This window comes from Mycobacterium noviomagense (assembly GCF_010731635.1).
GTDB lineage: Bacteria > Actinomycetota > Actinomycetes > Mycobacteriales > Mycobacteriaceae > Mycobacterium > Mycobacterium noviomagense.
In genome coordinates this window covers 4,684,995-4,702,699 of the sequence record NZ_AP022583.1, presented here as the reverse complement: position 1 = coordinate 4,702,699, position 17,705 = coordinate 4,684,995, and the positions used below count along the sequence as shown (strand labels likewise).

The 17,705-nt window shown below is 68.2% G+C and carries 21 protein-coding genes; 7 read left to right on the top strand and 14 right to left on the bottom strand.

What is annotated here, in order from left to right; genetic code table 11:
- Positions 1-684 carry a cutinase family protein gene (locus tag G6N15_RS22315; protein ID WP_139798060.1) on the bottom strand — a complete coding sequence of 228 codons (684 nt, stop codon included), beginning with the start codon at positions 682-684 and terminating at the stop codon, positions 1-3.
- A gap of 73 nt (positions 685-757) precedes the next feature.
- Here G6N15_RS22315 and G6N15_RS22310 point away from each other — a divergent pair, with 73 nt between their 5' ends.
- Positions 758-1,879: an epoxide hydrolase family protein gene (locus G6N15_RS22310; RefSeq protein WP_372506491.1), complete on the top strand. Its 1,122-nt coding sequence runs from the start codon at positions 758-760 to the stop codon at positions 1,877-1,879.
- 21 nt (positions 1,880-1,900) lie between these two features.
- On the opposite strand, the gene G6N15_RS22305 is transcribed toward G6N15_RS22310, so the two are convergent.
- The gene (locus tag G6N15_RS22305) at positions 1,901-2,296 is read right to left on the bottom strand and encodes a VOC family protein (RefSeq protein WP_083088404.1); all 396 of its coding nucleotides are present in this window, start codon (positions 2,294-2,296) and stop codon (positions 1,901-1,903) included.
- A 138-nt stretch (positions 2,297-2,434) separates the two neighbouring features.
- Between G6N15_RS22305 and G6N15_RS22300 the strand changes: the two genes are divergently transcribed.
- Complete coding sequence (locus G6N15_RS22300; RefSeq protein WP_163748218.1) at positions 2,435-2,590, top strand: hypothetical protein; 156 nt, start codon at positions 2,435-2,437, stop codon at positions 2,588-2,590.
- Positions 2,591-2,593: 3 nt separating this feature from the next.
- Here the strand turns inward: G6N15_RS22300 and G6N15_RS22295 are convergent, their stop codons facing one another.
- Entirely contained in the window at positions 2,594-3,412 is an 819-nt protein-coding gene (locus G6N15_RS22295; protein ID WP_197910675.1) for an oxygenase MpaB family protein, read from the bottom strand.
- A 117-nt stretch (positions 3,413-3,529) separates the two neighbouring features.
- On the opposite strand from G6N15_RS22295, the gene G6N15_RS22290 reads away from it, so the two are divergent.
- The gene (locus G6N15_RS22290; protein WP_083088405.1) at positions 3,530-4,477 is read left to right on the top strand and encodes a cobalamin biosynthesis protein; all 948 of its coding nucleotides are present in this window, start codon (positions 3,530-3,532) and stop codon (positions 4,475-4,477) included.
- Here the strand turns inward: G6N15_RS22290 and G6N15_RS22285 are convergent.
- Genes G6N15_RS22285 through G6N15_RS22275 form a run of 3 tightly spaced genes read right to left on the bottom strand, consistent with a single transcriptional unit; the run spans position 4,449 to position 6,443 of the window.
- Entirely contained in the window at positions 4,449-5,267 is an 819-nt protein-coding gene (locus G6N15_RS22285) for an SURF1 family cytochrome oxidase biogenesis protein (protein WP_083088406.1), read from the bottom strand. The two genes, G6N15_RS22290 and G6N15_RS22285, sit on opposite strands and share 29 nt — an antisense overlap.
- Positions 5,267-5,758 carry a low molecular weight protein-tyrosine-phosphatase gene (locus tag G6N15_RS22280; protein WP_083088407.1) on the bottom strand — a complete coding sequence of 164 codons (492 nt, stop codon included), beginning with the start codon at positions 5,756-5,758 and terminating at the stop codon, positions 5,267-5,269. The genes G6N15_RS22285 and G6N15_RS22280 overlap by 1 nt, the downstream gene beginning before the upstream one ends.
- Positions 5,751-6,443: an HAD-IA family hydrolase gene (locus G6N15_RS22275; RefSeq protein WP_179961763.1), complete on the bottom strand. Its 693-nt coding sequence runs from the start codon at positions 6,441-6,443 to the stop codon at positions 5,751-5,753. The genes G6N15_RS22280 and G6N15_RS22275 overlap by 8 nt, the downstream gene beginning before the upstream one ends.
- Before the next feature lie 85 nt (positions 6,444-6,528).
- On the opposite strand from G6N15_RS22275, the gene cobC reads away from it, so the two are divergent.
- From cobC to G6N15_RS22255, 4 genes are read left to right on the top strand one after another with little or no spacing between them, the layout of a single operon-like run.
- On the top strand, positions 6,529-7,584 hold the full coding sequence (cobC, locus tag G6N15_RS22270) for an Rv2231c family pyridoxal phosphate-dependent protein CobC (RefSeq protein WP_083088408.1): 1,056 nt from the start codon (positions 6,529-6,531) through the stop codon (positions 7,582-7,584).
- Entirely contained in the window at positions 7,581-8,702 is a 1,122-nt protein-coding gene (locus G6N15_RS22265; RefSeq protein ID WP_083088409.1) for a Nif3-like dinuclear metal center hexameric protein, read from the top strand. The genes cobC and G6N15_RS22265 overlap by 4 nt, the downstream gene beginning before the upstream one ends.
- Before the next feature lie 25 nt (positions 8,703-8,727).
- Complete coding sequence (locus G6N15_RS22260) at positions 8,728-9,465, top strand: zinc ribbon domain-containing protein (protein ID WP_083088410.1); 738 nt, start codon at positions 8,728-8,730, stop codon at positions 9,463-9,465.
- Positions 9,462-10,565, top strand: coding sequence for a bifunctional RNase H/acid phosphatase (locus G6N15_RS22255; protein WP_083088411.1), 1,104 nt, complete (start codon positions 9,462-9,464; stop codon positions 10,563-10,565). Before G6N15_RS22260 ends, G6N15_RS22255 begins: the two co-directional genes overlap by 4 nt.
- On the opposite strand, the gene G6N15_RS22250 is transcribed toward G6N15_RS22255, so the two are convergent.
- The 8 genes from G6N15_RS22250 to G6N15_RS22215 all read right to left on the bottom strand — a co-directional run bounded on the left by G6N15_RS22250 (position 10,556) and on the right by G6N15_RS22215 (position 17,653).
- Positions 10,556-10,933, bottom strand: coding sequence for a type II toxin-antitoxin system death-on-curing family toxin (locus G6N15_RS22250; protein ID WP_083088453.1), 378 nt, complete (start codon positions 10,931-10,933; stop codon positions 10,556-10,558). The two genes, G6N15_RS22255 and G6N15_RS22250, sit on opposite strands and share 10 nt — an antisense overlap.
- A gap of 54 nt (positions 10,934-10,987) precedes the next feature.
- Complete coding sequence (locus G6N15_RS22245) at positions 10,988-11,194, bottom strand: CopG family transcriptional regulator (protein ID WP_083088412.1); 207 nt, start codon at positions 11,192-11,194, stop codon at positions 10,988-10,990.
- A 70-nt stretch (positions 11,195-11,264) separates the two neighbouring features.
- Positions 11,265-11,672, bottom strand: coding sequence for a type II toxin-antitoxin system VapC family toxin (locus G6N15_RS22240; RefSeq protein ID WP_083088413.1), 408 nt, complete (start codon positions 11,670-11,672; stop codon positions 11,265-11,267).
- Positions 11,669-11,926 (bottom strand): type II toxin-antitoxin system Phd/YefM family antitoxin, encoded by a 258-nt coding sequence (locus G6N15_RS22235; protein WP_083088414.1) that lies wholly within the window; start codon positions 11,924-11,926, stop codon positions 11,669-11,671. The genes G6N15_RS22240 and G6N15_RS22235 overlap by 4 nt, the downstream gene beginning before the upstream one ends.
- Positions 11,927-11,958: 32 nt before the next feature.
- Positions 11,959-13,173 (bottom strand): cytochrome P450, encoded by a 1,215-nt coding sequence (locus G6N15_RS22230; RefSeq protein WP_232070307.1) that lies wholly within the window; start codon positions 13,171-13,173, stop codon positions 11,959-11,961.
- Positions 13,174-13,182: 9 nt separating this feature from the next.
- Positions 13,183-14,913, bottom strand: coding sequence for an N-acyl-D-amino-acid deacylase family protein (locus G6N15_RS22225; RefSeq protein ID WP_083088415.1), 1,731 nt, complete (start codon positions 14,911-14,913; stop codon positions 13,183-13,185).
- On the bottom strand, positions 14,907-16,103 hold the full coding sequence (locus G6N15_RS22220) for an amidohydrolase family protein (RefSeq protein WP_083088416.1): 1,197 nt from the start codon (positions 16,101-16,103) through the stop codon (positions 14,907-14,909). Before G6N15_RS22220 ends, G6N15_RS22225 begins: the two co-directional genes overlap by 7 nt.
- 71 nt (positions 16,104-16,174) lie before the next feature.
- Entirely contained in the window at positions 16,175-17,653 is a 1,479-nt protein-coding gene (locus G6N15_RS22215) for an aldehyde dehydrogenase family protein (RefSeq protein WP_083088417.1), read from the bottom strand.
- Positions 17,654-17,705 lie beyond the last annotated feature (52 nt).

The following is a 17,705-nucleotide window of genomic DNA, read 5'->3' as shown; positions in this document are numbered from 1 at the left end:
CTAGACGCGACTCGCCGCGAAAGCCGCAGCCTGCCCGGGCATTCCGGAATGGGCATAGGACAGATGGGCTGGGGAAGACATCTCCTCTTGTGAGGGCGGCGTCAGCGGCCCTGGCGTGCACACCGGATCTCCGTCCGCACACAAGTCGATCGCCTTGGCCCCGTACCACGGGCTGATCGCGCTGATCGGCGCCCCCAGATATCTGTCCGATGGATTTCCGAAGACAGCGACCGCGGCAACGTGATCGGCCACGTCCTGCGGTAGCGAATCGGGGACAAAGCCCGCAACCGGTGCTTGGGCGATAGTGATCAGATCGATCACCAACGCGCCCTGCGAGTAACCACCGAGAACGATCTTGGTGTTGGGGCAGTTCGCGGCCATGGACTGGACGTGAGCGCTCGCATCATTGGCGCCGGCGTTCGCCGACGGGGCGAAATCGAAAGTGGCCGGATAGTTGACGGGGTACACCCCGACGGACCTGCCACCCACTTGGGAACGCAGGGAATCGACGAACTCCTGTCCGACCACGCCGACACCCGGCGGCTCGGTGGTGGCGCGCGCGAAAGTCACCTCCACGTCGGGGCAGGCAGCAGCGGACGCCGGCGCGATGAGTGCGTTGAAGGGCGTCGCGGGGACCGTCAGCGCCGCGGCAACAAACCAATGAGCGAAGTGGTGCCCGCTCACGTCTCAATCCTGACATCCGGGGACGCGCTGCGGACCAAAACCGCAATCGGCGACTATGTAATGCATGACCGAGATCAGGCCGTACCGCATCGACGTTGCCGACGACGTTCTCGACGATTTGAGGTCGCGGTTGGCGCGTACTCGCTGGCCGGAAGCCGAGTGCGTGGACGACTGGAGTCAGGGAATTCCGTTGGGCTACACGCGCGAGCTGGCTCGGTACTGGGCCGAAGGCTACGACTGGCGCTCCCGGGAGGCCGCGCTCAACCGATTTGATCAGTTCGTCACCGAAATCGACGGGCTGGACATCCATTTCATCCACCAACGGTCGCCGGACCCGGATGCTTTCCCGCTGATCATCACCCACGGCTGGCCCGGCTCGATCGTCGAGTTCCACAAGGTCATCGAGCCGTTGACCAATCCCACGGCGCACGGCGGGCGGCCCAAAGATGCGTTTCACGTGATCTGCCCGTCGCTTCCGGGCTACGGCTTCTCCGGCAAGCCCACTCGCAGCGGGTGGGGAGTCGAAAAGATTGCGCGAGCCTGGGAAACCCTCATGCTGCGGCTGGGATACGACCGCTACGGCGCGCAGGGCGGCGACTGGGGCGCCGCCGTCACCACCCAGATCGGCCGCAACCGCGGTCACTGCGCCGCGATTCACCTCAATATGCCGATCGGTCGTCCCCCCGCTGATCTCACCGAGCTGACCGAGGAAGAGCAGCGTGTCCTCGCGGACCTGGCAGAGCATCGGCGTTGGGGCACAGGGTATTCCAAGCAGCAGTCCACCCGGCCGCAGACATTGGGCTACGGCTTGGTCGATTCGCCGGTCGGGCAAATGGCCTGGATTGTCGAGAAATTCTGGGCCTGGATGGACTGCGACGGGCACCCCGAGAACGTGCTCAGCCGCGACGAGCTGCTCGACAACGTGATGATGTACTGGGTCACCGCTAGCGGCGCGTCGTCAGCCCGCTTGTACTGGGAGAGCTTTCGCGTCTGGGGCGGGATGGGCCGGGTCGAAGTGCCCACGGGCGTGGCCATGTTCCCAAAGGAAATCCTGCGCGCACCACGACACTGGTGTGAGCCCAACTACCACATCACCCACTGGACGACCATGCCGCGCGGCGGACACTTTGCGGCGTTCGAGCAGACCGACCTGTTTGTCGACGACGTACGCGCGTTCTTCGCGACGGTACGCTGACGCGCTGCGTCGCTTGCCGATTCACCCGGGTGGCGCGAAGAACTCCAGGGCGATCCCGTCCGGGTCACGGAAGCTCAGGCCTGAGCCGTAGTGCGCGTCGACGATGCCGCCGTGCGCGATACCGAGCTCGCCCAGCCGCGTCTCCCAGTTCTCCAGCTCGGCGCGGCTGGCGCAGCCGAAGCCGACATGGTCGAGGCCGACGCGAAACTCGCTGAACTTCTCGCCGGCCGCCGGTTGGTCGTGCTGGTGGATACCGAATATCGTGCCTCCGGCCAGAATCCATGCCTGGTGCCGGAAGCCGGCGTCGGTGTGCTCGTCGAGCAGCGGGTCGGCGCCGAACAAGGTGCGGTACCAGGGGCCGCTGACCTCGATATCGTGCACCGTCACCGCGACGTGGTTGAGCGCCGGGAACGCCATGGATCCGCCTTTCTGCTAGACGATTCGCCGGCCCGCCACGAGCGGGTCAGCTCAGAAGTGTGATCTACGCCGCAAATCTCGGGCAATGAGGCGAACGCCACGTTTACGGTCGTCGGCAAATCGGTAACGATAGTTAGCATGACTTCACAACTGACGCCCGAACGCACGACTTCGAGTCGGCCCAAGACGCCCAAGAAGACGGATGAAACCCAAGAGCGGATTCTGCTGCAGCCGTGGTTCTGGATGGCGGTGTTGTGCATGATCGCCATGGTGTTGCTGGTCGCATTCGGCTAGCCGCTACACGATTCGCCATCCACGTCGGGCGCGAAATCTCATGTCCCACAGGTAGATCCGATAGCCCAGGATCCATGCCCGGTGTGGAATGAGCCGGTCGGCCAACCGCAGCGCGGCCAATAGCCACTCGAAGCGCCGCTGCTGGGAGTCCGACCAATCGAGGTTCATCATGGTGCGAAACTCCGGTGCCAGAAAGCCGGTCGTCGCGAACAGGTTGAACCGTCCCGCGACCGCGTGCAACGGCCACGGCAGAAACACCAGCGAGGCCACGCCGAGCAGGTGTTCGCGTACCGGCGGGTCGATGCGCAGCTGATCCAGCGAGCGCTTCCAGTACTCGTCGAACGCGACCCTGTCCGGCGGCCACATATCCTCACGCACCTGCAACGTGGTGCCCAACCGCTTGGCGTCCCGGTAGACCGCGTCGGCGGTGGCGTCGTCGAGCGGCCCGTGCAGGAACTCGTGTTGGTCGACGAAGTAGCGATACAGGCACGCTGCTACCCAGAGCTGCAACTGCGGATCAAAGGCGTTGTAGGACAACGGACTCTGTGCCGTCGACTTAACCTGCCGGTGTGCGGTATCGACGGCCGCGCGAATCAGCTCGCGGTCGGCGTCGCTTCCGATGGTGGCCACCGCCAGGTACGTGCCGGTGGTGCGAGCCCGCTTGAACGGATGCTTGTAGACATTGCCACTGTCCACCGGGCTTTCCAGCATGCCGTAGCCAACTCCGGGAAGCGACAACTGCATGATCACGTTCGCCGCGGGCAACAGCATCGCCGCGGGGTTCAGCAGGTCGGCGACGCGGGTCGCGGCCCGTTTCGTCATGAGCCGTTCTCCATATAAGCGAGTAGACCACGTAGATACGCCGCTGGATAGCGTTGCGGCCGGCCGACGCCCTCACGCTCTCCAATGCCGCCGGTATGAGACCCTGCCGGGGTGCGGATGGTGACACGCCAAACCCGGCTGGTCGGCGTCCTGATCGGCTACCTGGCAGACCTGCTGGCCGGTGACCCCCGACGGGGCCATCCGGTCGCGGGCTTCGGTGCTGCGGCTGCCGATTTGGAGCGGTTCACCTACCGCGACAGTCGGGCCGCCGGCATCGCTCATGTCGGCGTGTTGATCGGCGCGTTGGGCGCACTGGCTGCGGTGCTGCAGCGAGATGCCGACCGGCGTGGACCGCTGTGGTCGATTGCGGTCACTGCTGGCGCCACGTGGGTCTCGTTGGGGGGAGCCTCGCTGGTCCGCACCGCGCACGCGATGTCGGAGTTGTTGGACCGCGGCGACCTCGAAGCCGCGCGAGAGTTGCTGCCGTCGCTGTGCGGACGTGACCCCGCCCGTCTCGACAGGGCCGGGTTGGCCCGGGCGGCGCTGGAGTCGGTCGCCGAGAACACCTCCGACGCACATGTGGCGCCGCTGCTGTGGGCGGCGGTGGGTGGAGTCCCCGCGGTGCTGGTGTATCGCGGCATCAACACCTTGGACTCGATGATCGGGCATCGCTCACCGCGATATGTCCGATTCGGTTGGGCCGCAGCGCGATTGGACGATATTGCCAACTATGTCGCCGCCCGGGTGACCGCGGCGCTGGTTGTGGTGTGCGCACCCGCAGTCGGCGGCTCACCGCGCGACGCGGTGCAAGCGTGGCGTCGCGATGCGCCGCGACATCCCAGCCCGAACGCCGGTGTGGTGGAGGCAGCGTTCGCCGGGGCGCTCGGCGTGCGCCTAGGCGGACCCACGCACTACCACTATCAGCTGCAGATCCGCCCGACGTTGGGTGAGGGACCGACGCCGTCGGTGGGCGACTTGCGCCGCGCGGTGCTGCTTTCGCGCGTGGTGCAGGCCGCGGCGGCGGTGGCGCTGTGCGTCATCGCCGTCGGCCGTAGCGGTCGTTGAGTTTTTGCTCGACGGTCGTCGACGCAGTAGCGGCGTCGGTCGTGTGGCTCTTTTCCAGGCGGCGGGCGCGCACCTCGGAGAACGCGAAGTAGCCGAGGCCGATCGGGGCGAGGATGCCGAATGCGATCCACTGAATGCCATACGACAAAAACGGCCCGGCATCCAGGCGCGGGACCCCGATCACACCGAGCCCGCCGGGCTGGTTGTCGACCAGCTGCAGATACGACCCGGCCAACCGAACCCCTGTCAGCCCTGCCACCTGGGAGGTGTTGATCGAATACACCTGCTGGACACCGTCTTTGGCGAACGGTTCTTTGCCTGGTACGGGCGCCTCGGAATTGCGCAGCCGCGCCGTGATGGTCACGGTGCCGGGCGGCGGCGGTGGGATCGGCGGTATCCGCGAACCCTGCTCGGGTCGCACATAGCCGCGGTCGACCAGCACGGTCGGCCCGCCGTCGACGACGAACGGGGCCAACACCTCGAATGCCGGATTGCCGTCGACCACCCGTAAGCGGGCCAGCACCTGCGCATCGGGCAGGTAATGCCCGGTGGCCGTCACCTGGCGCCACTGTGCGTCGGGTGCTGACGAGTCTTGCTGCGGCAAAAGGTCTTTCAGCGGGACCGGTGCAGTGGTCAGGGAATGCTCGATCTGCTTGTTCTCGCGCGACGTCTTCGTGTTCTTGCCCAGTTGCCAGGGTGCAAGGACGCTAAAGCACAGGTAGGTGAACGCGATCACCACCAGCGCCAGGGCCAGCCACCCCGGTCGCAGCAGGAACGCGAAGCGCCGCATCAATGCCCGTTCTGCGCGAGCCGTTCGTCGACCCACCGGTGCAGGCCCGGCAATGCGGCCTCGATGATCGCGAAGACCTCTTCGAAGTCGTCATGGTCGCCGTAATAGGGGTCGACGACGTCGAGGGCATACCCGCCGGAGCGAGTGTCGAAGGACCGCAGCATTCGTATCCGGTCGGGCTCGACGCCCCACTGCTGCAACAGCCGGACATGGTTGCGGCTCAGCGCCACCAGCAAGTCGGCTTCCAAGTGGTCGGTGTCGAGTTGCGCGGCGCAGTGGGCGGTCGGATACCCGTGCGCGCGGAGCACCCGGGCGGCCCGTTCGTCGGCGCATTTGCCCACATGCCAGTTGCCGGTGCCCGCGCTGGTCACCCGCACTGCGTCGTGCAATCCACGCTGGCTGATCTGGTGGGCGAACATCTTCTCGGCCATCGGCGAACGGCAGATGTTGCCGGTGCAGACGAACGTGATGTGCAGTCTGGGGTCAGACACCGAGCGCCCTCCGCAGTTCGGCGACCGTCGCCACGTGCGTCACCGTCGGCGCGCTGTGGCCTGCGAAGTCGGCTTGCCCGTAGCCCCAGCCGACCACCACCGTGTCGATGCCATGGGCGGCCGCCCCTTCCACGTCATGCCAGCGGTCGCCGACCATGACCACACACTCGGGCAGCGGCTGCAATTGCGCCAGGGCATGCGCCAGCACGTCGGTTTTGCTGCTACGCGAGCCGTCGACGCTGGCGCCGGCGACGACCTCGAAGTGCTCGTCGAGCCCGAAGCGGGCCAGGATGCGTTGCGCGGTCGGTTCGGCCTTGGACGTAGCCACGGCCAGCCGGACGTCGGCGGCGCGCAAGTCAGCCAGCAGCGGCTCCATGCCGTCGAAAACGCGGTTCATCGCCCAACCGCGGGTGCTGTAGTCGGCGCGGTAGGCGGCGATCGCGGTTTCCGTGTGCTCACCAAGGCCCATCGACGCCAGCGTGTGGTGCATCGGGGGACCGACGATCCAGCCGGCCAGGTCACCGTCGGGAACAGCGGCACCCACCTGGCGCAGCGCGTGGCGGAAGCTGGAGACAATGCCGTCCGCGGAATCGGTGAGGGTGCCGTCGAGGTCGAAGATCACCAACTGCGGGCGACTCGCGGGAGAAGGAAGGCACTCCGATTCAGCCAAGACCGTATCTGTCACGTCCTCATTGTCCTTGACGGCCGGCGTGGTCGTGTCAGCTGCTCCGGATAGCTGGTCGACGGCGCGGCCCACTACTGTTTGACCCGTGGCGAGTCTGGACCCCGGTGCCTCGATCGCGCCGCCGGGAGCGCGGTATCACGGTGATCAGGCGGCCGAACCGGGCATGCTCGATTTCGCGGTCAACGTCCGCCACCGGCAACCGCCCGCGTGGCTGGTGCAGCGGCTGGCCGACCGGCTACCGGATCTGGCCCGCTACCCGAGTACCGACGACGAGCGCGCCGCGCGGGACGCGGTGGCTGCCCGCCATGGCCGCGCCCGCGACGAGGTGGCGCTGCTGGCCGGGGCGGCGGAAGGGTTCGCGCTGTTGAGCAACCTGCGGCCCCGGCGGGCGGCGCTGATCGCACCGTCGTTCACCGAGCCCGATGCGGTGCTGACCGCGGCCGGGGTGCCGGTGCACCATGTCGTGCTGCCCCCGCCGTTTCAGCTGGGTGCTGCCGAGGTGCCCGACGACGCCGACCTGGTCGTGGTCGGCAACCCGACGAACCCCACCTCGGTGCTGCACCCTGGCGAACAGATCCTTGCGCTGCGCCGCTCGGGCCGCGTCGTGGTGGTCGACGAGGCGTTCGCCGACTCGGTTCCCGGCGAGCCCGAGTCGCTGGCCGGTGACTCGTTGCCGGATGTGGTGGTGCTGCGCAGCCTCACCAAGACCTGGTCGCTGGCCGGCCTGCGGGTGGGCTACGCGCTGGGCGCCCCGGAGGTGTTGGCCCAGTTGACTGCACGGCGCGCCCACTGGCCGCTGGGCACCCTGCAGCTGGCGGCTATCGCGGCGTCTTGCGCGCCGGATGCGGTGGCCGAGGCCGCTGCGGGCGCACAGCGGCTGGCGGCGCTGCGCCCCGAGATGGCGGCCGCGCTGGAGTCGGTGGGCGCCGAGGTGGTCGACGGGCGGGCGCCGTTCGTGCTGTTCTCCATACCCGAAGCGGTGGCGCTACGAAAGCGCTTGGCGGACAAGGGGATAGCGGTACGCCGATGTGACACCTTCGTCGGGCTGGACGCACGGTATTTGCGGGCGGCGGTCCGCCCCGAGTGGCCTGTGCTGGTGGAGGCGATCGGCGAGCTCGCGATGAGCGGAGTGCCGCGATGAGCGTGAGGCTGCGCGATGTCATCGACGTGCTCGACGACGCCTACCCGCCGCAGCTTGCCCAGTCGTGGGATTCGGTGGGGCTGGTGTGCGGCGACCCCGACGATGCCGTGGAATCTGTGACCATCGCGGTGGACGCGACGGCGGCAGTGGTTGACGAAGTGCCCGATGGTGGTCTGCTGCTGGCGCATCATCCGCTGCTGTTGCGCGGCGTGGACACCGTCGCCGCCAGCACACCCAAGGGTGCGCTCGTGCATCGGCTGATCCGGTCCGGGCGTTCGTTGTTCACCGCGCACACCAATGCCGATTCGGCATCGCCGGGGGTGTCCGACGCGCTGGCGCAGGCGCTCGGCTTGACCGTCGAGGCGGTGCTCGAGCCGCGGACCGCCATCGCGGATCAGGACAAGTGGGTCATCTATGTGCCACCCGAGAACGCCGAGGCGGTAAGGGCGGCCGTGTTTGCGGCCGGCGCCGGCCACATCGGCGAGTACGCGTGCTGCAGCTGGAGCGTCACCGGCACCGGGCAGTTCTTGCCGCAGGAGGGGGCGTCGCCGGCCATCGGCAGCGTCGGCGCCGTCGAGCGGGTGGCCGAGGACCGGGTCGAGGTGATTGCACCGGCCCGGCTGCGCCGCGACGTCCTCTCGGCCATGCGGTCCGCCCACCCGTACGAGGAGCCCGCGTACGACATCTTTGCGCTGGCCCCGCCGCCCAGCGATGCCGGGCTGGGCCGCGTCGGCGTATTGGCAGAGCCGGAGCCGTTGCGCGAGTTCGTGTCTCGCGTCGAAAACGCCTTGCCGCAGACGTCGTGGGGGGTGCGCGCCGCCGGTGACCCCGACCTGCCGGTGTCGCGTGTCGCGGTGTGCGGCGGGGCGGGGGATTCGTTGCTGAGCACCGCCGCCGCGGCCGGCGTGCAGTCCTACGTCACCGCTGATCTGCGGCACCATCCCGCCGACGAGCATCGCCGGGCATCGGATGTGTCGTTGGTCGACGTCGCGCACTGGGCAAGCGAATTCCCGTGGTGCAACCAGGCTGCCGACGTCTTGCGGTCCCGTTTCGGCGAGTCGCTGCCGGTGCGGGTGTGTGCCATCCGCACCGATCCGTGGAACTTAGGGGGAAGCTAGTGACAGACACTGGGAGGGGGCAGCAATGAAAGCAGCAGTGACGCAACAACGTTCGTTGCTCGAGTTGTCGGAGTTGGATGCTGAGCTGGCACGCATCTCCTACCGGTCCAGCCACCTTCCGGAACGCCAAGAATACGAGCGGGTACAGGCTGAACACAGTGCGGCCAACGACCGGCTGGCGACTGTGCGAATTGCGTTGGAGGACCTCGACGCCCAGGTGTCGCGGTACGAGTCCGAGATCGATGCGGTGCGCCGCCGCGAGGATCGGGATCGCTCCCTGCTGCAGTCCGGCGCAACGGACGCCAAGCAGTTGAGCGAGCTGCAGCACGAGCTGGACACCCTGCAGCGCCGCCAATCCAGCCTGGAAGATTCGCTGCTGGAGGTGATGGAGCGCCGCGAGGAACTGCAGGCCCAGCAGGCCGCGGAGTTGGCGACGATCGATGCGCTGCAGGCCGAGCTGGCGAGCGTCCAGCAGGCCCTCGACGCCGCGCTGTCAGAGATCGACCAGGTCCGCCACCAGCGCGCGTCGCGACGCGACGAGCTGATCGCGGGACTCGATCCAGAGTTGATCGCGCTCTACGAGCGGCAGCGCTCGGCTCGCGGCGCCGGCGCCGGGGCGTTGCAGGGCCGTCGATGCGGTGCCTGCCGGATCGAAATCGACCGCGGCGAACTGGCCCGAATTTCGGCGGCCGCCGAAGACGACGTGCTGCGCTGCCCGGAATGCGGCGCGATCTTGTTGCGGGTCAAGGACTTCAACCGGTGAAGGTCATCGTCGAAGCCGACGGCGGCTCCCGGGGGAACCCCGGACCGGCGGGCTATGGGTCCGTCGTGTGGAACGCCGACCGCTCGACGGTACTGGCGGAAAGCAAGCAGGCCATCGGCCGGGCCACCAACAACGTCGCCGAATACCGCGGCCTGATCGCAGGTTTGGACGAGGCGGCGAAGGTGGGTGCCACCGAGGTCGCGGTGATGATGGATTCCAAGCTGGTGGTCGAGCAGATGTCAGGGCGCTGGCAAGTCAAGCACCCTGACCTTGCCGAACTGCACAAGCGGGCGTGGGCGCTGGCGTCGAGGTTCGAGCGGATCAGCTATACCTGGGTGCCGCGCGATCGCAACGCGCACGCCGACCGGTTGGCCAATGAGGCCATGGACGCCGCCGCCCAGGCCGAACAGGCGCCGCCGGAAGGCGAAGCAGCGCAGGCCGCACCGGTGCGCGAAACCACAAGTGCGCCAGGCTGGACGGGTGCCCGCGGCGCGCCCACCCGACTGCTGCTGTTGCGTCACGGACAGACAGAGTTCTCCGTGCACCGCCGCTACTCGGGACGCGGCGACCCCGCGCTGACCGATCTGGGGTGGCGGCAGGCCGACGCCGCTGCGCGGTATCTCGCGCAGCGCGGCGGGATCAGCGCCGTGGTCAGCTCACCGCTGCAGCGCTGCTACGACACCGCGACGACGGCGGCCAAAGGGCTGGGCCTGGACGTGACCGTCGACGACGACCTCGTGGAGACCGACTTCGGCGGCTGGGAGGGGCTGACGTTCGGTGAGGCCGCCGAACGCGACCCGGAGCTGCATCGCCGCTGGCTACGCGACACCAGCACCACACCGCCCGATGGGGAAAGCTTCGACCATGTCCACCAGCGGGTGCTGCGGGCACGCGACCGCATCGTCGCTGAGCACGGCGGCACGACAGTGCTGGTGGTGTCACACGTGACGCCGATCAAGATGCTGCTGCGCATCGCGCTGGACGCCGGGCCGGGCATCCTGTACCGGTTGCACCTGGACCTCGCGTCGTTGAGCATCGCGGAGTTCTACCCCGACGGCATGTCGTCGGTGCGGCTGGTGAACCAAACCGATTACTTGTAGCTCCAGGTGCGAAGTTGCTCCGCAACCTTGTCGAGATCGGCCAGCGCACCGCTGGCCACCCGGATCACGAATTCGAAGCGCGCGTCTTCCGGTGCGCTGATCCACTGGCCATTGATGGCAAGGAACGTTCGGCAGGCTGTCCACGCCAGACGCTTGTTTCCATCTACCAGCGCGTGGTTGCGCAGCAGTGAGTGGAACAATGCGGCGGCCTTGAGGTGCAGATCGGGATAGGCATCCTGGCCAAACACCGACGCACGTGGGCGCGCCAGGGCTGATTCGAGCAACCCGTAATCCGCCACCACGACGCTCTCCCCGACGGCGTGCACGGCGATGGTCAACAGGTCGTCGAGATCGAGGTACTCAGTCAACGGCGCCATTCCTCGAGGCCGACCGCGCCTCACCGTCGTCGGCATCAGCACGGGTCACGCGTCCTTAAGCCGCTCCAGGACGCCTGCCTCCTCGCGCAAGACGCGCTGCAGCGCCCTGGCAACGTTGTCCTTGTGTGTCCGTCGGGCGATGTACTCGTCGATGGCAGAGAGCGCGACGGCCTGCATCGACCGCCCCTCGGCCGCAGCCTGCCGGCGCAGCGCCTCAGTCTGCTGAGCATTGGTGCGCAAAGTCATGCCCATGCGCCGATGATACCGCAGTGATACCACCAGTTCGACATAGCGCTGCTCAGATGCAGCGCCGAGCTGGGCCTCAAACCCGGATGACCGTCAAGTCGGCCACGCCGTCGAGGGGATCCAAGTCGTGGTCCTGGGTAATAACGGGTAGCGCCCGGGACGCGGCGATGGCCGCGATCCAAAGGTCGTTGATTCGCACCCGTTGCAGGCTCTCGGCTAAGTGGATTCGCAGCCTGGCCCACATTCGAGCCGCTTCGTCGTCGACCGGCAACGCCTCCATGTCGGCCACGGATTCAAGCGTGCGAAGCCGTTGTGCCCGAATGCCGGAAGTGGTTGCGGCCAGTACCCCGGCGTTGAGTTCGGCGATGGTGATGACGGTGGTGGCGACCTCGGCGGGGATCAGCATCTCGTCGAGCTGCAGACCGGTTTCACTCGCGATGAAGACCGATGTGTCAAGGATTCCGGCCGCCGGCGCGGTGGTCATCGAATCGGTCGGAGATCGTCGGTGGTGTCACCGGCGAGAGCAGCAAGGTCGTCGCGCAGACCCGGATCAGCCTGCGCGCGCTGCAATCTGGCCAAGAACTCGCGTTTCGTCAGCCAGCGACGGCGCGGGGCAACCGGGGTCAGACGTGCGACCGGACGCCCCTTGACCGTAATGGTGATGTCCTCCCCGGCTTGGACACGTCGGAGCACGCCAGCCGTATCGTTTCGCAGGTCGCGAGAGGCCACATCCGACATGCTACGAGCGTAGCATCTTCGTAGCAGGCCGCTCAGCGACTCGGCGTGAACTCCACCGGCAGCGCCAACGGCGAGCGGAACGCCACCCCGACGACGCGCGGCTTCGGCGCCTTGGGGTCCAGCCGCAGATCGGGCAGCCGGTCAAGCAGCGCGGTGATCGCGACGGTCGCCTCCATCCGCGCCAGATGCATCCCGAGGCACAGGTGCGGACCGCCGCCGAAAGTCAAGTGCGCGATGTTCTTTCGGGTGAGGTCGAAGCGGTCGGGGTCGGGGTAGCGCGTCGGATCCCGGTTGGCGGCCGCGACGCTGACGTTGACGTTCGTGCCCGCGGGGATCTTGATCCCGCCGAGTTCGCAGTCGCGAGCGGCTACCCGCATCACCGAGGTGATCGGCGGCTCCCAACGCAGCGCCTCCTCGAGCGCGCTACGTACCAGGCCGTGGTCCGCGCGCACCGCTTCCATCAGCGCGGGCTCGGTGAGCAAGGCGACCAACAAGTTTCCCGACGCTCGGTAGGTGGTCTCGACCCCGGCGGGCAAGATCAGCAGCAGGAAGGCGAAGATCTCGTCGTTGGAGAGCCGCTCGCCGTCGATCTCGGATTCGGCGAGCGTGCTGATCAGGTCGTCCTGCGGGGCGCGGCGCCGCTGGGCAAGAATCCCGCCGAGGTATTCCTTCAACGCTGCCGAGGCGGCGATTCCACGTTCCCAGTCGTAGACCACATTGAGCAACTCGATCGACAGCCGCTGGAAGCGCGGATAATCCGCTCGCGGTAACCCCATGATCCGTGCGATGACCTGAACCGGGAACGCGAACGTGAACTCGCGGACCAACTCGGCTCGCCCGCGGGGTCCGAACCGGTCGATGAGCTCGTCGACCACCACCTGCACCAGTTCGCTGCGCCACCGTTCCAGCAGCGTCGTCCGAAACGACGGCGACACCAAGGCCCGGCTGGCGCGGTGCTCGGCGCCCTGCAGTTCCAGCAGGGTTCGGCCCATGACCGGACCCATGATGTGCTCGTAGATGGACGACGAAAACGTGTCCGGGTGGGTGAGCACAAACTGGCACTCGTCGTAGCCGAGCACGGTCACGCCCGCCACGCCGAGTGTCTGGCTGACGGTCTCGCTGAACGGATTACCGACCATCACCCGGTGTTTGGCCCGGGCCTCACGCAGCCGCTCGTGCACGTTCTCCACCTGCATGAGCAGCCCGCCCTGCATTTCGGCCGGGTCGAACTCGTCCACCTGGCTCACGGCGGGCTCCTAGCGTGCTCCGGCCGGGACGGTCTCGGTGTCGCGTCCGGACCGCAGCACGGCGCCGGGCAGGGCGCCGGTGGCTGCGCCGTCGTGACAGACCTCGACGCCACCGACCCACACCGAGGCGATTCCACGGGCATCGGCGACCAGCCTCGGCGCTCCGGCGGGAAGGTCGTAGCGGGTTCGTTCGGGCCCGTGGTCGACGGTCGCCGGGTCGAACAGCACCAGGTCGGCGTGGCAGCCGGGGCTGATCCGGCCGCGGTCGCGCAGCCCGTAGAGCCGGGCCGGCACGTCGGTGATCAGCCGCACGGCCTCTTCGAGCGTCACCACCTGGTGTTCCCGGACCCCCTGCCCGAGCAGCGAGGTCGTATAGATGGCACCGCACATCATGTCCAGGTGGGCGCCGGCATCCGAGCCGCCGATGACGGCATCCGGGTGGCGCCACACCTGCGCCCGTGCCCGCCAGTCGGCGGCATCGTCGCCGGTCCGCGGCGGCATGAGCCCCGTGCGCAGTTCGTCGGCGACCACGATGTCGCACAGCGTGTCGAACGGTTCACCGCCGCGGGCGGCAGCGACCTCACCCACGGAACACCCAGTGGCGTCGGCGTTTTCGGGTGCGAATGTCTCGACGAGGATCAGCCGCTCCCAGTGCGACAGCCCACGCAGGATGCCGGCCGCCTCCGACTGGGCGCCCTCGTTGAGCCGGCGGCGCACCTGCGGATCGGCGAGTGCCTTGAGCCGCTCGGGCACCGGCAGGTGCATGGTGTCGCGCCAGCCGGGCAGCCCGTCGAGCACGAAGCCGGTCAGAAACGACAGCCGAATCGTCATGGCGTGCGGCAGCGTCAGTGCCACCACCCGGCCACCGCGCTCGGCGGCGACTTCCGAGGCCCGCAGTTGCCCTTTGTGCCCGGCGGGATTCGCCGCCGATACGCCCAGCACGTTCCAGTTCAGCGGGCGGTCCGCGGCCAGCGACATGTCGGTGAGCAGCGCGATCTCGTCGTCGGTGAAACCGGACAGGCAGCCGGGGACGATCGCCTCGAGCGTGGTGCCCGGATGGCGGCGCACACCGGCGGCCAGCGCCACCAGTTCGTCGCGGGACGCGGCCCGCGACGGCACCGGCTGGCCGGCGCCGTCGTTGTGGGTGTGCGACTGCGACGTCGAAAACCCCAGCGCACCAGCGTTTAACGCATCGTCGAGCAGTGCCACCATCCGCTCGATCTGCTCGGGCGTGGCCGTGCCGCCGACCGCGTCGTCGCCCATCGCCGCCAGCCGCAGCGCCGAGTGCCCGACCAGAAAACCGGCGTTGATCGCGATGTGGCCCTCGAACCGCTTCAGCCAGTCACCGAACGACGACCACTGCCAGTCCAGCCCGGCGCGCAGCGCGTCCAGCGGCATGCCCTCCACCCGCGCGAGCATCCGGGTAAGGTAGTCCTGTTGCTCAGCGGCGGCGGGCGCCAGCGTGAACCCGCAGTTGCCGCCGAAGACAGTCGTGACGCCGTGCTGCACCGACGGGCTGGCGGTGGGATCCCAGAACAGCTGCGCGTCATAGTGGGTGTGCAGGTCGACAAAACCTGGCGCGAGCGTGAGCCCTTGTGCATCAACGGTTTTCGATGCCAGCTCGTCGATGTGCGCGCCCACCGCGACGATCCGCCCGTCCTTGACGCCGACCTCACCGCGGCTTGCGGGTACGCCGGTGCCGTCGACGATGTCGGCGTCGCGGATCAACAGGTCTAACATGGCCCCTCCTTTAGCCACCCGTTATCCGGCAGCGGGTGACGGAACAGCTCCGCGGCGTTGCGGTGGGTGATGCGGGCAGCGTCCTCGTCCGAAAGCCCCGCGACGTTGCGCGCCACCACCTGCTGGGTGTCGGGCCAGGTGGAATCGGCATGCGGGTAGTCGCTTTCGACCAGGATGCGGTCAGCCCCAATGGCATCCAGCGCGCCGAACGCGTGTGGGTCGTCGATCGAGCAGAACCAGAAGTTGCGGTGCAGCACTTCGCTCGGCAGCAGATCGCTCTTCCACGACCCGGCGTCGCGTCCAGACGCGGAGTGGGCTAGCACGAAGTCGGCTCGGTCGGCGAGCATGGCCGCCCAGCCCAGGCCGCCCTCGGCCAGCGTGATGTTCAGCCGCGGAAAGCGCACCGGGATCCCTGACCACAGCATGTCGGCACAAGCCACCAGACCGTTGACCGGGAACAACGTCGTAATGGTTTCGAACGGGGTGTCCGGCGCGGGAATCGGCGCCCACTGCGCCGATCCGGTGTGCAGGCACACCACCGTGTCGGTCTCTTCGCACACGGCGAAGAACGGGTCCCACACCCCGCTGTGCAGGCTGGGCAACCCGCACTGAGCCGGCAACTCCGGGAAGCTGACCGCTTTGAAGCCGCGTTCGGCGTTGCGGCGCACCTCCGCGGCCGCCAGCTGCGGGTCGGCCAGCCACGGCAGCTGCAAGGGGATGATCCGCTCGGGGAAGCTGCCGGTCCACACTTCGAGATGCCAGTCGTTCCATGCCCGCAACACCGCCAGCCCGAGCTCGGGATCCTTGCTCTTCCAGAACACCGTCCCGGAGAAGCCGGCGATCAACGACGGGAAGTTCAGCGACGCCCAGATGCCCGCGATGTCCATGTCGGCGATGCGGGCTTTGATGTCCCAACAGCCGCGGCGCATTTCTTCGAAGCGGGCGGGCTCCATGCTCCATTCCTCGGTCGGCCGCCCAACTACGGCGTTGAGCCCGACGTTGGGGTATTCGCAGTCCTCGTAGCGCCACACCTGGCGCCCGTCGTCGGTCTCGACGACCTTGGGCGCCCGATCGGCCAGCGCGGTCGGAAGGCGACCGTCGAACATGTCGGGTGGTTCGATGACGTGGTCGTCTACGGAGATCAGGAGGTGCTGTCGCTCGCGGGGAGCAGGGTCTGGCAGCAGCGCCATACCTGATGACTATCGTCGGTTTTCGCTGCAAGTCAATACGGGATGAGCTACCGAATCCACTACCGGATCGACTACCGGGGCACCGGTTGGCGCACGAACGCCCGCGGCTGGGTGAAGGCACGGATGCCCTCGACCCCGAGCTCTCGGCCCAGGCCGGACTGGCGCACACCGCCGAACGGCAGCCGTGGGTCCTGGGCTGCCATGCCGTGGCAGTTGATGCTGACCGTGCCAGCCACGAGCTGGGCCGCGACACGCTCGGCCAGCGCATCGTCGCCGGACCACACCGAGGCGGTCAACCCGAAGTCGGTGGCATTGGCCGCAGCCACCGCGTCGTCGATGTCGTCGTAGCCGAAGATCGGAAGCACCGGCCCGAACTGCTCCTCGGTGGCCAGCGCCGAGTCGGGCGCCAGGTCGGTGACGACGGTCGGCAACACGAAATACCCGCCCGCATCAGCGTCTTCGGAGCGAATGCGGCCGGCGGTGCGCACGGTCGCGCCGTGGGCCTGCGCGTCGGAGACCAACGCCGCCACCCGGTTTCGTCCGGCGGCGGTGTGCAGCGGGCCGAGGGTGGTTTCGTCGGCCAAGCCGTCGCCCACCACCTCGCGCTCGCAGCGGGCCAGCACCGCGTCGGCCAGCTCGCCGACCCGCTGCCGAGGGGCGTAGAGCCGCTTGATCGCCATACACACCTGACCGCCCGTGGTGTAGGTGGCGGCCACCAGCTGCTCGACGAGCTGGTCGGTGACCTCTATGTCGGGGGCGATGATCGCCGGGTCGTTGCCGCCGAGTTCCAGCAGCACCGGCGCGAGCCGCGCCGCGGCAGCGGCCATGACGGCGCGGCCAGTCGCCACCCCGCCGGTCAATGAAATGACGTCGACACCCGGATGGGTGATCAGCGACTGAGCGAGTTCGCTGCCCGGCCCGGCAAGCACGTTCACCACGCCCGCCGGCAGGCCCGCGGCGAACGCCGCGCCAAGCTGTAGCGCCGCCAGCGGACACGTCGGCGGCACCTTGACCACCGCGGTGTTGCCGGCGACCAATGCCGACGTCAGCTTGGTCATCGTCAGCGCCAGCGGCCAGTTGAACGGAAGGACAAGGGCCGCAACACCATACGGTTCGCGCTGCAGCCGCGGGTAGTCCGCCTGCGGGTCGATGCGCTCCGGGGCGACCGCCGCCTCGGCCATTGAACCGAGGAATGACGCGATGGCCGGCCCCGTGTCGATCTCCATATTCGCCTCGGCGAGCACCTTGCCGTGCTCGCGGGTGTACATGCGGGCGCCATCGGCGGCCTTGAGCTGTTCGGCGGCGGCGGTCGCGGCAGCGCCGACCGCGGCGACCCGCTCGGCCACGTCGAGTGCGCGCCAGCCCGACGCGGCCCGTCTCGCAGCCTGGACGGCGGCGTCGAGCTGGGCGTAGTCCGCGGCGGGGGCGTGTCCCACGACCTCGGCCGGCCGCGCCGGGTTGTGCACCGGGTAGGTGCCGGCGCCACCTTCGTGTTGGCGGCCGCCGATCGTGAGCAGCGCCGTGTGGACTTCGGAAGGTGTTGTGGTCATTGCCGCCTCCTCCCTGGGCGTCGCCCCGCTTGACCGGCTGCGGTGGTCACGC

Bases quoted from the DNA above. Each gene is read 5' to 3' on its own strand.
- G6N15_RS22220 (WP_083088416.1), bottom strand. From the start codon at position 16,103: ATGGCGCTGCTGCCAGACCCTGCTCCCCGCGAGCGACAGCACCTCCTG.
- G6N15_RS22285 (WP_083088406.1), bottom strand. From the start codon at position 5,267: ATGCGGCGCTTCGCGTTCCTGCTGCGACCGGGGTGGCTGGCCCTGGCG.
- G6N15_RS22225 (WP_083088415.1), bottom strand. From the start codon at position 14,913: ATGTTAGACCTGTTGATCCGCGACGCCGACATCGTCGACGGCACCGGC.
- G6N15_RS22260 (WP_083088410.1), top strand. From the start codon at position 8,728: ATGAAAGCAGCAGTGACGCAACAACGTTCGTTGCTCGAGTTGTCGGAG.
- G6N15_RS22215 (WP_083088417.1), bottom strand. From the start codon at position 17,653: ATGACCACAACACCTTCCGAAGTCCACACGGCGCTGCTCACGATCGGC.
- G6N15_RS22305 (WP_083088404.1), bottom strand. From the start codon at position 2,296: ATGGCGTTCCCGGCGCTCAACCACGTCGCGGTGACGGTGCACGATATC.
- G6N15_RS22290 (WP_083088405.1), top strand. From the start codon at position 3,530: ATGGTGACACGCCAAACCCGGCTGGTCGGCGTCCTGATCGGCTACCTG.
- G6N15_RS22300 (WP_163748218.1), top strand. From the start codon at position 2,435: ATGACTTCACAACTGACGCCCGAACGCACGACTTCGAGTCGGCCCAAG.
- G6N15_RS22235 (WP_083088414.1), bottom strand. From the start codon at position 11,926: ATGTCGGATGTGGCCTCTCGCGACCTGCGAAACGATACGGCTGGCGTG.
- G6N15_RS22265 (WP_083088409.1), top strand. From the start codon at position 7,581: ATGAGCGTGAGGCTGCGCGATGTCATCGACGTGCTCGACGACGCCTAC.
- G6N15_RS22240 (WP_083088413.1), bottom strand. From the start codon at position 11,672: ATGACCACCGCGCCGGCGGCCGGAATCCTTGACACATCGGTCTTCATC.
- G6N15_RS22245 (WP_083088412.1), bottom strand. From the start codon at position 11,194: ATGGGCATGACTTTGCGCACCAATGCTCAGCAGACTGAGGCGCTGCGC.
- G6N15_RS22295 (WP_197910675.1), bottom strand. From the start codon at position 3,412: ATGACGAAACGGGCCGCGACCCGCGTCGCCGACCTGCTGAACCCCGCG.